This is a genomic window from Bradyrhizobium sp. USDA 4474, assembly GCF_054057515.1.
Genome location: NZ_JBSRZJ010000002.1, coordinates 1,811,559 through 1,824,274, shown reverse-complemented (window position 1 = coordinate 1,824,274; position 12,716 = coordinate 1,811,559). Strand labels below are relative to the sequence as shown.

The following is a 12,716-nucleotide window of genomic DNA, read 5'->3' as shown; positions in this document are numbered from 1 at the left end:
CCGCTCCCTCCCGTCATTGGCAGGAGCGAAGCGACGAAGCAATCCAGACTGCCTCCGCGGCGACAGCCTTGATTGCTTCTTCGCACGCAATGACGGTTTCCCTGCGAAATCCGCATGGCTTTGCCGCGTTCCCGGCGCTAAAAGACGCCGGTTACACGGAGCATGTCATGCAAGATCTCTGGCGCCTCTCGGCAGCCGACCTCGCGAATCTCGTCAAATCCAGGAAGGTGTCGGCCCGGGAGGCGGCCAAGGCCGGCCTCGATCGCCTGGACGCGGTCAACCCCCAGCTCAACGCCGTCATCGACCACCGGCCCGAGGACGTGATCAAGCAGGCCGACGCCGTGGATGCCGCCATTGCCAGGGGGGAAGACCCCGGCGTGCTCGCCGGCGTGCCCGTGACCATCAAGGCCAATGTCGACCAGGCGGGCTTTGCCACCACCAACGGCCTCAAGCTGCAGAGCGACTTGATCGCCCGCGAGGACAATCCCGTCGTCGCCAATTTCCGTAAATCCGGGGCTGTTCTCCTTGGCCGCACCAATTGCCCGGCCTTCTCCTATCGCTGGTTCACCACCAATCTCGTCCATGGCGACACCAAGAACCCGCGCGATGCTTCGCTGACCCCCGGCGGCTCGTCCGGCGGCGCCGGCTCGGCGGTCGCTGCCGGCATCGGTGCAATCGCCCACGGCACCGACATCGCCGGCTCGATCCGCTATCCCGCCTATGCCTGCGGCGTGCATGGCCTGCGCCCGACCTTGGGCCGCATTCCCGCATTCAACCCGGCGCTGCCGGAACGCCCGATCGGGCCGCAGCTCATGGCAGTGTCGGGCCCGCTGGCACGCACCGTGAATGACCTGCGCATTTCGCTCGCCGCGATGTCGGCGCGCGACGTGCGCGATCCCTGGTATGTGCCGGTCCCGCTGGAAGGCCCCGCGCGCGACAAGCGCGCTGCGGTCTGCCTCAACCCGGACGGCCTCGCCACCACGCCTGAGGTGAAGGCGGCCGTGACCGACGCCGGCAAGCGCCTCGAGCGCGCGGGGTGGACCGTCGAGGTGATCGAGAACACCCCGCCGATGCGCGAAGCCGTCACATGGCAGCGAAAACTCTGGCTTGGCGAAGCCTATGAGGCGCAGCTTGAGATGGCCGAGCGCGAGGGCGATCCCGGCGCGCTGGCGTGTCTGCGCGGCAACCGCGCCAAGGTGACGCCGATGGACCAGGCCGACTACGCGCAGGCGCTGACCCGCCGCGCCACGCTGACCCGCGACTGGATGCTGTTCTTCGAGAAATACGCCGTCGTGCTGACGCCGGTGTCCGGCGAGCTGCCGTTCCCCGATCATCTCGACCGCAAGGACGCTCAATCCTTCGAGCGCGTCTGGGAAGCGCAGCTGCCGCAGATCGCGACCCCCTTCATGGGGCTGCCGGGCCTGGTCGTCTCGACAGGCCTCGTCGGCAAGATTCCGGTCGGCGTCCACATCGTCTCCGGCCGCTATCGCGAGGATCTCTGTCTGCTCGCCGGCGAAGCGATCGAGGCGGGCGGCGTGCCGCCGTCGCCGATCGATCCCGTGGGTTAGCCATGTCCGCGTTTTATGATTTCAAGGCCAATTCTCTTGCCGGCGACGAGGTGTCCATGCGCGCCTACGAAGGGCAGGTGCTGCTGATCGTCAACACCGCCAGCAAATGCGGCTTCACGCCGCAATATCGGGCCTTGGAGGATCTGCATCGCGATCTCTCGCCGCGCGGCTTCGCGGTGCTCGGCTTTCCCTGCAACCAGTTCGGCGCGCAGGAGCCGGGGCAGGCCGACGAGATCCAGGCGTTCTGCTCCACGAACTACGACGTCACCTTTCCGCTGTTCGAAAAGATCGACGTCAACGGCGCACGGGCGCACCCCCTGTATGAGTACCTGAAACGCCAGCAATCCGGACTCCTCGGCGCTTCCATCAAATGGAATTTCACCAAATTCCTGGTGGATCGTGCCGGCCACGTGACTGCGCGCTACGCGCCGACCGCGCGGCCGGAAGGATTGCGGCAGAAGATCGAGACCCTGTTATGAGCGAGACATCAATGAGCGACGAATTTCCCGACCGTCTTTCGGTCGATCCCAACAGCCCCTACTACAACGCCGACATCCTGTCGCGCGACGTCGGTATCCGCTTCAAGGGCATCGAGAAGACCAACGTGGAAGAGTACTGCATCAGCGAGGGCTGGGTCCGCGTCACCGCCGGCAACGCCAAGGACCGCTACGGCAATCCGCTGACCATCAAGGTGCATGGGCCCGTGGAGCCGTACTTCAGGGATAAGAAGTAAGCGTCGCGCACTCTCCTCGTCGTTGCGACGGGCGCTCTCTGTCCTCGTCATTGCGAGGAGCCCCACTCCCTCTCCCCGTCATTGCGAGCGAAGCGAAGCAATCCGGACTATTTCCGCGGATACACTCTGGATAGCTTCGCTACGCTCGCAATGACGAAAGTGAAAGGCCGTCCCCATGTCCGTCCGCATCGTCGACATCCGCGAGATCACCAAACCGATCTCGTCCCCAATCCGCAACGCCTATATCGACTTCACCAAGATGACGACGAGCCTCGTTGCCGTCGTCACCGACGCGGTAGCGGACGGCAGGCGCGTCGTCGGCTACGGCTTCAACTCCAACGGCCGCTACGGGCAGGGCGGCCTGATCCGCGAGCGCTTTGCGTTGCGCATCACGGAGGCCGATCCGAAGTCGCTGCTGAATGCATCGGCTGACAATCTCGACCCTGACAAGGTCTGGGCCGCGATGATGACCAACGAGAAGCCGGGCGGCCATGGCGAGCGCTCGGTCGCGGTCGGCACCATCGACATGGCGGTGTGGGATGCGGTGGCGAAGATCGCGGGCAAGCCGCTGTTTCGTCTGCTCGCCGAGCGCCATGGTGTGAAGGCCAATCCGCGCGTCTTCGTTTACGCCGCCGGCGGCTATTATTATCCCGGCAAGGATCTCGCGATGCTGCGAGCTGAGATGCGGGGCTATCTCGATCGCGGCTACAACGTCGTGAAGATGAAGATCGGCGGCGCCGATATCGAGGAGGACCGCAAGCGCATCGAGGCGGTGCTGAAGGAGATCGGCAAGGACGCGCAGCTCGCCGTCGACGCCAACGGTCGCTTCAATCTCGAGACCGGTATCGCCTACGCAAAAATGCTGCGCGATTATCCGCTGTTCTGGTACGAGGAAGCAGGCGATCCTCTCGATTACGCGTTGCAAGCCGCGCTCGCCGAATTCTATCCCGGTCCGATGGCGACCGGCGAGAATCTCTTCAGCCACCAGGACGCCCGCAATTTGATCCGCTACGGCGGCATGCGCCCGGATCGCGACTGGCTGCAATTCGACTGCGCGCTGTCCTACGGCCTGTGCGAGTATCAGCGCACGCTGGAAGTCTTGAAGACCTACGGCTGGTCCCCCAGCCGCTGCATCCCGCACGGCGGCCACCAGATGTCGCTCAACATCGCGGCCGGCTTGGGGCTCGGCGGCAATGAAAGCTACCCCGACCTGTTCCAGCCCTATGGCGGCTTCCCCGACGGCGTCCGCGTCGAAAACGGCCACATCACCATGCCTGAGCTCCCGGGCATCGGCTTCGAAGGCAAGTCCGAACTCTACAGGGAGATGCAGGCGCTGGCGGAGTAGGCCGACACGCTGCCGCATACTCGGTCATTGCGCGCGAAGCGAAGCAACCCGGAGTCTTTCAGCAGAGGCAGTCTGGAGTGCTTCGCTGCGCTCGCAATGACGGCGGGCGTGAACAGTGAGTCCGCCCGCCCCCCTACGACAACCGCATATCCAGCAACCGTCGTCCTTCGCCCCGCAGCAGCTTCTTCACCGCGCTCGACGCCACGACTTCGCCGTCATTGGCGTAGGCTTCGTGGTTCTTCTCGATGTCGTCGAGGCGGTAGAGATAGTTCACCATGACGCCGGCGGATTCGCGCAGGCCCTTCGGCGAGAGGTCGCCGAGCCAGTTGATGCGCTCGAGCCGCGCGCCGTTGCCGAGGTGGAAGCGGGCGACGGAATCGATCAGGCGGCCTTTCGACGTCCGCGCCTTCAGGAAATAATAGGCGGCGAGCGGCTCGATGACGCCGCGCAGCTGCGTCGTCGTCTCCGGATTCTCGTACCATTTGGGATCGTCGAGCCGCTTGAGGATCTCGCGGTCCTCGTCCGAGAGCGGCAGGTCCTTGTCCTGCTTCAGCCATGACATGAAGCCCGGCACCGGCGACAGCGTCACGAAACTGTCGAGCTTGGGCAATTCGCGGCGCAGCTCCTCGACCACCTGCTTGATCAGGAAGCTGCCGAACGAGATGCCGCCCAGGCCGCGTTGGGTGTTGGAGATCGAATAGAACACGGCGGTGCGCGCTTTCTCGATCGGAAGATACTGTCGATCGACGGCCAGCAGCGGCGCGATCGCGCCGGGAATCGTCTCGGTCAGCGCGACCTCGACGAAGATCAGGGGTTCGTCGACCATCGCGGGATGGAAGAAGGCGTAGCAGCGGCGGTCGACCGGATCGATGCGACGGCGCAGATCGTCCCAGTCCCTGATTTCATGCACGGCTTCGTAGCGGATGATCTTTTCGAGGATGTTGGCCGGGGTCGACCAGTCAATCCGGCGCAGCACGAGAAACCCCCTGTTGAACCACGAAGAGAGAAGATGCGAGACGTCGCGATCGAGCGCGGCGAGGTGGGTGTGTCCGTTCATCATGCCGAGCAGATCGGCACGCATGGCGACGAGGTCGCCGGTCCCGCCAGGCGCGCGGTTGAGACGCCGGATAAGCTCCTGCCGCCGCGGTTCCGAGGCGAAGTGCAGCGAGCTCGCATCCTCGTCATCAGGTTGAGTGCGCCACCTTTCGATCGCCTTCGACAGCCGCTCCCGATCGGGACCGAAATCGCGCAGCAGGCCTTCGAAGAAGGCGCGGCGTCCTGCCGCATCCAGCTGCCGGTAGATGTCGAGCACCTCGCGCGCCATGGCGGTGCCGGAAGCTTCGCCCCGGCCCGACAGCAGCGCACCGCAGAGCGCGATCAGTCCATCGGCGTCCTGCCGGGTATCGGCTGAATTCCCCCGGCGCAGCAGGGTGCGGCCGCGCTCGGAGATCGTGGCGAGCAGGTCGGAGAAGAAGGCATTGGCCATCTGGGCTTTCGAATCCGGGTTTGTGCGGTGCGGAAGCTTACATCGGATTTAGGCGGAAGCCGATCACAATCAAGCGGTGGGATGCGGCATCTTTAGTCGGGCCGTGCATTTCCGAGACTGCCGCTGTGCCGGGCTGGGGGCAGTTGCCTCACAACGCCATTGGAGCGAAGCGAACCAATCCAGAGTCCCTTGGCCGGACAGTCTGTATTGCTTGGTGGCATCAGCGCAAAATTGCTACCAATTTTGTCGCGATCTCCTCGCTGACAGGGACGCGGGCGCGTTCGCCTCAATCCTTCCCCGCAAACTCCGTCGGCGTCCGACCCGTCACCTGCCGGAAGGCGGCCGAGAACGCCGGCACGCTGGCATAGCCGAGTTGCGTCGCGAGCTGCTTCATCGAGACATTCGCATCCGTGGATATCCGCCGGATCGCCGCGGCAATCCTTGCGCGCTGGCACCAGCTCTTGAAGCTGAGCTGCGTCTCGCTCGAGAACAGCCGGGACAGCGTGCGCGCGGAGGTGCCGACCTCGCGCGCCAGCGTGTCGATGTCGTGCAGGCCGGTTGGATCGTCGAGCACGATCATCGCCGCGCGCCGGCAGCGCGGCTCGTGCGGCAGCGGCACGAAGGTCGCGGAATCCTCGGCCTGGTGCAATTCCAGCATCGCCAGGCGCACCAGCAGCTCGGTGCGCTCCGCGGTGTTGCGCGCGTCGAACAGCGCGAGGATCGCCTGGTTGAGCAGCGGCGACACCCGCACCACGAATTCTTTGGTCAGCCCCTCGTAGCGCTGCTCCCGCTTGAGCCAGGCGAGGTCGAAATACAGCGTGCGCATCTCGATGTCGGCGAGCAGGTCGATGGCATGTTCGAGCCCGGCCGGCACCCAGACCGCGCGGTCCGGCGGCACCAGCCAGCGTCCTCCTGGCGTCGTCACCTGCATCGTGCCCTTCGCCGCATAGATCAGCTGCGACTCGCGGTGCATGTGCAGATCGATCCGCATGCCCTTCGGATAATCGCGCGCGACCAGGTGCACGCCCGCGGTGGAGCGATGATTACCCTGGACCTCCCGGAGGATTGGCGTTTCGACGACAGTCATTGGCAGCATTCCGTCATGCCCATGACATATAACTCCTTTCGGAGCAGGAGAGAATTCCGAATGAACAGCCCCGCCAGGGTCATCAGTTTCGTCAACGCAGGCCATTTCATCGACCATTATTCGATGCTGATCTTCGCCGCCGCCGTGATCATCATGGGGCCGGCGCTGGGCATGGCCTATTCGGAACTGCTTCCCTACGCGACCCCCGGTTTCATCGCCTTTGGCGCCGGCTCGCTGTTGACGGGCTGGCTCGGCGACCGCTGGAGCCGCCGCCACATGATGCTGATCTTCTTCATCGGCATCGGCGCCGCCATGATCTCGGTCGGCTTCGTGCAGACCCCGCTGCAGCTCGGCGGCGCGCTGCTTGCGATCGGCGTGTTCGCCTCGATCTATCACCCTGTCGGCACGGCGATGATCGTGTCCTATGCCGAGAGGCTCGGCCGCGAGATGGGCATCAACGGCGTCTGGGGCAATCTCGGCGTGGCCTCGTCCGCCCTGGTCACCGGCGTGATCGGGCAATATCTCGGCTGGCGCTCTGCCTTCATCATCCCCGGCATCGTCACCATCCTGATCGGCCTCGCCTTCGCGATGATGGTGGTGCACGAGGACCGCAAGGGCAGCAAGCAGGCGGCGGCGCAGGCGCGGGTGGCAAAACAGGACATGTGGCGCGTGGTGCTGTCGCTGCTCATCGTCGTGATCGCGATCTCCACCACGTTCAATGCCGTCACCGTCGCGCTGCCAAAGCTGTTCGCCGAGCGGCTCGCGGACCTGACCAGGAGCCCCGCGTGGCTCGGGGTCATCGCCGCCTGCGTCTACGTGTTCGGCGCGATGACGCAGTACACGATCGGCCGGCTGCTCGACCGTTACTCATTGAAGACGGTGGCGCTGCCGCTGTCCTTCATGCTGGCGCCGTTCCTGTATCTGGCCGCGAGCCTGTCGAATCTGCCGCTGATCCTGGTCTCGATCGGCATCGTCATGGGCGCGTTCGGCCAGGTCACGGTCAACGATGCCATGGTCGGCAAATACACCAGCGAGGAATGGCGCTCGCGCGCCTACGCGGTGCGCTATTTCATCGGCTTCACCGCGGCGGGCGCCTCGGTCGGCCTCGTCGCCTGGCTCTACGGGCAGGGCGGCTTCGTCACCATGCTGCACGCCTTCGCCGGCCTCTGCCTGCTCGCGATCGCGGCGGCGATCATCCTGCCGCGCGAGATCGAGGCGCCCGCTGCGGCGTGAGGGAAGGGCTAGGCGACTTCCCGCATCGCCTCCTGCGGCGCGGCCAGGCATGATCTGACGCAGGCCCGTGCGAGAAGGTCGGTCGGGTCCAGCAATGCCGCGCCGATATCGCTGTCCGGCGTGGCGAGGGCCAGGGGGATTTCGGTGCAGGCCATGGCGACGTGCGAGCAGCCCCTGGCCGCGAGCGCCTCTGCTTCCCGGCCCAGAATGCCGGCCGCTTCGTCCGTGTGTCCCGCCTTCACCAGTCGGATCGCGCGCATGACCTCGGCTTGCGCCTTCGCGCCAGGCACCACACAGGCATAACCGCGTTCGGCCAGGCGCTGCTGGTAGATTCCGGCGTGCACCGTGCCGTCGGTCGCAAGCAGGCCGATGGTCGGGTTGCTCGCCTGCTGCGCAGCGAGCCCGTCGGCAACGGCGTCGACGATGTGGATGATCGGCACCGGCGTCTCGCCCTGCAGCGCGCCGTGCCAATGGTGGGCGGTGTTGCAGGGGATGGCGATCCGGGTCGCGCCGGACAGCTCGAGCCGGCGCAAGGCATTCAGCATGGCGGGAAGCGGATCCGGGCCCCGGCCGAGAATGGCGGCGGTTCGGTCGGGCACATCGGTTGCCGCGCACACCACCATCTGGATGTGGTCCTGGTCGCACGATGCGGGTGTGTTCCTGACGATCTTGCCCATGAAATCCACGGTCGCCATCGGGCCCATGCCGCCCAGAATACCAAGCATCGAAGTCTCCTTGTTGGAGCCACGATGCATGCTTGCTTCAGGCAAATCCAATGCCTGTTCAGAACGGCATATGCGGCTTCTACATAGTTTCGGGGCTGGCCGCCTGCGCGGCGCTCCAGACCTTCTCCACGATCGGCCGCGTCCTCCGCGCGCTGCGATAGAGCCGGACTTCCAGCGGAATCTCGGGGCCGACAATGGTGAGGGTGCCCTCGTCCAGCTCCCGGGCGACCAGGCTGCGCGGCAGCCACGCCAGGCCATAGCCCTCCAGCGCCATGAATTTCAGCCCCTCCGCCATGGCGTTCTCGTTGGTATGCGTCACGTGCGCGGGCGGCGAGCCGGCCTGGGCCTGCGCGAAGGTGGCGACCCGCCCCAGGAAAGAGTTCGAGGCATAGCTGAGCAGGGGAAGCGAAGCGGCATCGTCCGCCGCGGCCGGCAATGTTGCACTGCGCACGGCGACGAAACTGTCCATGCCGACGACGACATGGGGGTAGAGCTCCGGCTCCAGCAGGATCGGCACATTGGCGTGATGGAAGGTGAGCAGGAAGTCGTAGCTGCCTTCGACGAGCGCCTGCAGGCAACTGTGAAAATCGTCGGGCAGCAACCGGCTGCCGATCGGCCCGACCTCCTGCTCGATGCTCCTGAACCAGCGCGGAAAGAAATGCAGCGACAAAGTGTGCAGGGCCGCGACCGAGACCATCTGCGTGTTCGGCCGTTTGCTGGCCTGAAGCGCGAGACGGCTCGCATGCAGCATACGGACCGTTTCTTCCGCGGTCTCCAGGAATTCGCGGCCCTCGGTGGTCAGCGTGGTCGGATAGCTGCTGCGGTCGACGAGGGACACGCCGAGCCAAAGCTCCAGCGCCTGGATCCTGCGGCTGAACGCCGATTGCGTCACGTGCCGCTCATCGGCCGCGCGCGAGAAGCTGCGGGTGCGGGCGAGGCTGAGAAAATCCTCCAGCCATTTCAACTCCATCGTGCCTGCTCCGGTCAGCCTCGCTCGCCGGAAGATGCCCTGACGCGCCGGGGAAATCTATGCAAATTCGGAATAGAACTTGCCGGCATAACATTGGACGGCCCTCCGTCCCTCGGCGCATGCATCCCCTGCCGCTGTCTGCGGACAACGGAGCCGATTTGCGGGAGAAAACATGCGGACGGAACATGATCTGCTTGGCGAGCGCGAGGTGCCGCTTGAGGCCTATTACGGCGTTCACACCATGCGCGCCGTCGAGAACTTTCCGATCTCGGGCACCGCGATCTCGGCCTATCCCGAGCTGATCAATGCGCTCGCTGCCGTCAAGCAGGCGGCGGCGCTCTCCAACATGGAGCTCGGTCTGCTGGACCAGCGCCGCGGGCGGGCGATCGTGGCGGCCTGCGAGGAATTGCGGGCCGGCCGCCTCCACGACCAGTTCGTCGTTGACGTGATCCAGGGCGGCGCCGGCACCTCCACCAACATGAACGCCAATGAGGTGATCGCGAACCGGGCGTTGGAAATCCTCGGCCATGGCAGGGGCGAGTACGCCGCGCTGCATCCGAACGAGCACGTCAACATGAGCCAGAGCACCAACGACGTGTACCCCACCGCGCTGAAGATCGCGACGTCTCATGGCCTGCAGAATCTCGTGGAGGCGATGGACGTGCTGCGTCTCGCCTTCGCCGGCAAGGCCTGTTCTTTCAAGGATGTCCTGAAGATGGGCCGCACCCAGCTGCAGGATGCGGTGCCGATGACGCTGGGACAGGAGTTCAACACCTACGCCGTCATGGTCGGCGAGGATCAGGAGCGGCTGCGCGAGGCGGGGCTGCTGATCCACGAGATCAACATGGGCGCGACCGCCATCGGCACCGGCATCAACGCGCATCCGGATTATGCGCGTCTCGTCTGCCGCTATCTCAATGCGATCACCGGATTGCCGCTGGTCACCGCGCCTGATCTCGTCGAGGCGACGCAGGATTGCGGTGCATTCGTTCAGATCTCGGGCGTGCTGAAGCGCGTCGCGGTCAAGATCTCCAAGATCTGCAACGATCTCCGGTTGCTCTCGAGCGGCCCGCGGGCCGGCTTCGGGGAGATCAATTTGCCGGCCGTCCAGGCCGGCTCCTCGATCATGCCCGGCAAGGTCAACCCCGTGATCCCTGAAGTCGTGAACCAGGTCGCCTTCGAAGTCATTGGCAACGACATCACCGTGACGATGGCCGCCGAAGCCGGCCAACTCCAGCTCAATGCGTTCGAGCCGATCATTGCGCACAGCCTGTTCAAGAGCATCAGCCATCTCAGCCAGGCCTGCCTGACACTGGAGCGGAGCTGCGTCGCGGGGATCACAGCCAACCGGGACCGGCTGCGGGCCGATGTCGAGAACTCGATCGGCCTGGTGACCGCACTCAATCTATACATCGGCTATGCCGCCGCCACGGCCGTCGCCGTGGAGGCTCATGCGTCGGGTCGCGGTGTTGCCGAGCTGGTGCGCCAGCGCGGGCTGCTCACCGAGGCCACCCTCGCGGCGATCCTGAAGCCCGAGATGCTGACGCGGCCGCAAAGTCTGGCCGCCGCGGACCAGGATGGCCGCCAGATCCAACCGTCGTGAACCAAAGCGTCCAAGGGAGGAAACAAGGAAATGACATCAAGCGCCGATAATTCACCTGCGCGGTCCAACCGTCTGACCAATGCTCTCGTGCTCAGCCTGCTGCTCGGCATCCTGGCGGGTTACGCCTGCCACGAACTGGCTCCGACGCCGGAGATGGCGAAGACCATCGCCGGCTATTTCTCTGTTGTCACCGATGTGTTCCTGCGCATGATCAAGATGATCATTGCGCCGCTCGTCTTCGCCACGATCGTGTCAGGCATCACCAGCCTCGGCTCCGAAGGCGGAGCGGTCGGCCGCATTGCCGCCAGGTCGATGGGCTGGTTCGTCTCGGCCTCGCTCGTCTCGCTCGGCCTCGGCATGGTCTTTGCGAACCTGTTCGCGCCGGGGCACGGCCTGCAGCTGCCGCTTCCCGATGCCGATGCCACCAGCACGTTGCAGACCGCCGGCTTCAATCTGAAGGACTTCATCACCCACGTCTTTCCGACCAGCATCGCCCAGGCCATGTCCGCGAACGAGATCCTGCAGATCCTGGTCTTCGCCGTGTTCTTCGGACTGGCGCTGAGCAGGCTGAAGACCAGCCATGCCGGGACCATCGCGGCGTCGATCGACGAACTGGTCCACATCATGCTGCAGATCACCAGCTTCGTGATGAAGTTCGCGCCGCTCGGCGTGTTCGCATCGATTGCGGCTGTCATCACCACGCAGGGGCTCGGCGTGCTCCTGACCTACGGCAAGTTCATCGCCACCTTCTATTTCAGCCTGGCGGTGCTCTGGACCGTCCTCGTCCTCGCCGGTCTGCTGGCGCTGGGCCGGCCCGTCCTTCATCTCATCGGCCTGCTGCGCCAGCCGATGCTGCTGGCCTTCTCGACGGCGAGCAGCGAGGCTGCCTATCCCAAGATGATCGAGCAATTGACCAGGTTCGGTGTCAGCGAGCGCATCTCCGGCTTCGTGCTGCCGCTGGGCTATTCTTTCAACCTCGACGGCTCGATGATGTACCAGGCGTTTGCGGCCTTGTTCATCGCCCAAGCCTACGGCATCGAGCTGGGCGTCACGCAGCAGCTCGTCATGCTGCTGGTGATGATGGTGACCAGCAAGGGCATCGCCGGCGTGCCGCGCGCCGGGCTCGTCGTCGTTGCCGCGACGCTACCGATGTTCAACCTGCCGGTGGGCGGCATGCTTCTGATCATGGGTATCGACCAGTTCCTCGACATGGGGCGGACCATGACCAACGTCATCGGCAACGGCATCGCAACGGCTGCCGTGGCGAAGTGGGAAGACGAGCGAGGTCTGGTCGAAGAGGGCACGTCGGAGACCGTCGTGCCTGGCGTCGCCGCGGTTGGTGCAGCGGGGGGATAAAGGCGTTGGTCCGCCCCCTCGGGAAATTCTGCGCGTGATCGAAGGGCCCCGGGAGAGACCCCGGGGCCTTTGGGCTTGGCGGCGGCTTTCGGCGACTTGCTTTTCGCCGGGCAACTTGCCTGGATGTGCGGCACGGCAGTTCGTCTGTCAGCCCCCGGGCCCGTCCTTCATGATGTAGCCCATCAGGTCGTCCACGTTGTGCTCCAAGTCCCGGATGATGTTCTTGACAACGTCTCCGATCGAGATCACTCCGACGACCTTGCCCGCGTCCAGCACCGGCAGATGGCGAAAACTGCGCTGAGCCATCATTGCCATGCAGCCGTCCAGTGGATCGTCCGGCTTGACCGTCACCGGGTTGCCGGTCATCACTTGGCCCACCGGTGTCTGCTTCGCATCGAGCCCGGGCAGCAGCACTTTGATCGCGCAGTCACCCTGGGTCACGATGCCGACAAGCACGTCGTCGTCGATGACCAGCACCGACCGGACCCGGTCGTCGCGCATCTTGCGCAAAGCTTCGACGACCATGTCGCCGGAACCGACGTGGATCAGGGCGCCACCCTTCTGGGCCAGAGCGTTTTTTACGGTGCTCATCGGTCTCCTCTCGTGGGCC

At 65.0% G+C, this 12,716-nt stretch carries 12 protein-coding genes; 7 read left to right on the top strand and 5 right to left on the bottom strand.

Annotated features, from left to right (window positions below; translation table 11 throughout):
- Positions 1 to 167 precede the first annotated feature (167 nt).
- The 4 genes from ACVW16_RS10460 (at position 168) to ACVW16_RS10445 (ending at position 3,646) form a co-directional block, all read left to right on the top strand.
- Complete coding sequence (locus tag ACVW16_RS10460) at positions 168 to 1,568, top strand: amidase family protein (protein WP_456699161.1); 1,401 nt, start codon at positions 168 to 170, stop codon at positions 1,566 to 1,568.
- Positions 1,569 to 1,570: 2 nt separating this feature from the next.
- Entirely contained in the window at positions 1,571 to 2,047 is a 477-nt protein-coding gene (locus ACVW16_RS10455) for a glutathione peroxidase (RefSeq protein ID WP_456699160.1), read from the top strand.
- On the top strand, positions 2,044 to 2,301 hold the full coding sequence (locus ACVW16_RS10450; protein ID WP_092237479.1) for a DUF3297 family protein: 258 nt from the start codon (positions 2,044 to 2,046) through the stop codon (positions 2,299 to 2,301). Before ACVW16_RS10455 ends, ACVW16_RS10450 begins: the two co-directional genes overlap by 4 nt.
- Before the next feature lie 175 nt (positions 2,302 to 2,476).
- On the top strand, positions 2,477 to 3,646 hold the full coding sequence (locus ACVW16_RS10445; protein WP_456736073.1) for a mandelate racemase/muconate lactonizing enzyme family protein: 1,170 nt from the start codon (positions 2,477 to 2,479) through the stop codon (positions 3,644 to 3,646).
- A gap of 133 nt (positions 3,647 to 3,779) precedes the next feature.
- Here ACVW16_RS10445 and ACVW16_RS10440 read toward each other — a convergent pair whose 3' ends face one another.
- Both ACVW16_RS10440 and ACVW16_RS10435 read right to left on the bottom strand, forming a co-directional pair.
- Entirely contained in the window at positions 3,780 to 5,132 is a 1,353-nt protein-coding gene (locus ACVW16_RS10440) for a malonyl-CoA decarboxylase (protein ID WP_456699158.1), read from the bottom strand.
- A 286-nt stretch (positions 5,133 to 5,418) separates the two neighbouring features.
- Positions 5,419 to 6,219, bottom strand: a complete 801-nt coding sequence (locus ACVW16_RS10435; RefSeq protein ID WP_456699157.1) for an AraC family transcriptional regulator — start codon at positions 6,217 to 6,219, stop codon at positions 5,419 to 5,421.
- Between the two features lie 60 nt (positions 6,220 to 6,279).
- Between ACVW16_RS10435 and ACVW16_RS10430 the strand changes: the two genes are divergently transcribed.
- Positions 6,280 to 7,452 (top strand): MFS transporter, encoded by a 1,173-nt coding sequence (locus tag ACVW16_RS10430; protein WP_456699156.1) that lies wholly within the window; start codon positions 6,280 to 6,282, stop codon positions 7,450 to 7,452.
- Between the two features lie 8 nt (positions 7,453 to 7,460).
- On the opposite strand, the gene cuyB is transcribed toward ACVW16_RS10430, so the two are convergent.
- Together cuyB and ACVW16_RS10420 are read right to left on the bottom strand one after the other, a co-directional pair.
- Positions 7,461 to 8,177, bottom strand: coding sequence for a cysteate racemase (cuyB, locus tag ACVW16_RS10425; RefSeq protein ID WP_456736072.1), 717 nt, complete (start codon positions 8,175 to 8,177; stop codon positions 7,461 to 7,463).
- A 79-nt stretch (positions 8,178 to 8,256) separates the two neighbouring features.
- Positions 8,257 to 9,147 (bottom strand): LysR family transcriptional regulator, encoded by an 891-nt coding sequence (locus ACVW16_RS10420; RefSeq protein WP_456736071.1) that lies wholly within the window; start codon positions 9,145 to 9,147, stop codon positions 8,257 to 8,259.
- A gap of 172 nt (positions 9,148 to 9,319) precedes the next feature.
- Here ACVW16_RS10420 and aspA point away from each other — a divergent pair, with 172 nt between their 5' ends.
- Positions 9,320 to 10,750 carry an aspartate ammonia-lyase gene (gene aspA, locus ACVW16_RS10415; RefSeq protein WP_456802347.1) on the top strand — a complete coding sequence of 477 codons (1,431 nt, stop codon included), beginning with the start codon at positions 9,320 to 9,322 and terminating at the stop codon, positions 10,748 to 10,750.
- 30 nt (positions 10,751 to 10,780) lie between these two features.
- Positions 10,781 to 12,106 carry a dicarboxylate/amino acid:cation symporter gene (locus tag ACVW16_RS10410; protein WP_456738798.1) on the top strand — a complete coding sequence of 442 codons (1,326 nt, stop codon included), beginning with the start codon at positions 10,781 to 10,783 and terminating at the stop codon, positions 12,104 to 12,106.
- A 147-nt stretch (positions 12,107 to 12,253) separates the two neighbouring features.
- On the opposite strand, the gene ACVW16_RS10405 is transcribed toward ACVW16_RS10410, so the two are convergent.
- Positions 12,254 to 12,697, bottom strand: a complete 444-nt coding sequence (locus ACVW16_RS10405) for a CBS domain-containing protein (RefSeq protein WP_456736068.1) — start codon at positions 12,695 to 12,697, stop codon at positions 12,254 to 12,256.
- Positions 12,698 to 12,716: the final 19 nt, after the last annotated feature.

Coding starts and splice junctions, on each gene's coding strand:
- ACVW16_RS10445 (WP_456736073.1), top strand. CDS start 2,477: ATGTCCGTCCGCATCGTCGACATCCGCGAGATCACCAAACCGATCTCG.
- ACVW16_RS10460 (WP_456699161.1), top strand. CDS start 168: ATGCAAGATCTCTGGCGCCTCTCGGCAGCCGACCTCGCGAATCTCGTC.
- ACVW16_RS10405 (WP_456736068.1), bottom strand. CDS start 12,697: ATGAGCACCGTAAAAAACGCTCTGGCCCAGAAGGGTGGCGCCCTGATC.
- ACVW16_RS10430 (WP_456699156.1), top strand. CDS start 6,280: ATGAACAGCCCCGCCAGGGTCATCAGTTTCGTCAACGCAGGCCATTTC.
- aspA (WP_456802347.1), top strand. CDS start 9,320: ATGCGGACGGAACATGATCTGCTTGGCGAGCGCGAGGTGCCGCTTGAG.
- ACVW16_RS10455 (WP_456699160.1), top strand. CDS start 1,571: ATGTCCGCGTTTTATGATTTCAAGGCCAATTCTCTTGCCGGCGACGAG.
- ACVW16_RS10410 (WP_456738798.1), top strand. CDS start 10,781: ATGACATCAAGCGCCGATAATTCACCTGCGCGGTCCAACCGTCTGACC.
- ACVW16_RS10450 (WP_092237479.1), top strand. CDS start 2,044: ATGAGCGAGACATCAATGAGCGACGAATTTCCCGACCGTCTTTCGGTC.
- cuyB (WP_456736072.1), bottom strand. CDS start 8,177: ATGCTTGGTATTCTGGGCGGCATGGGCCCGATGGCGACCGTGGATTTC.
- ACVW16_RS10435 (WP_456699157.1), bottom strand. CDS start 6,219: ATGACTGTCGTCGAAACGCCAATCCTCCGGGAGGTCCAGGGTAATCAT.
- ACVW16_RS10440 (WP_456699158.1), bottom strand. CDS start 5,132: ATGGCCAATGCCTTCTTCTCCGACCTGCTCGCCACGATCTCCGAGCGC.
- ACVW16_RS10420 (WP_456736071.1), bottom strand. CDS start 9,147: ATGGAGTTGAAATGGCTGGAGGATTTTCTCAGCCTCGCCCGCACCCGC.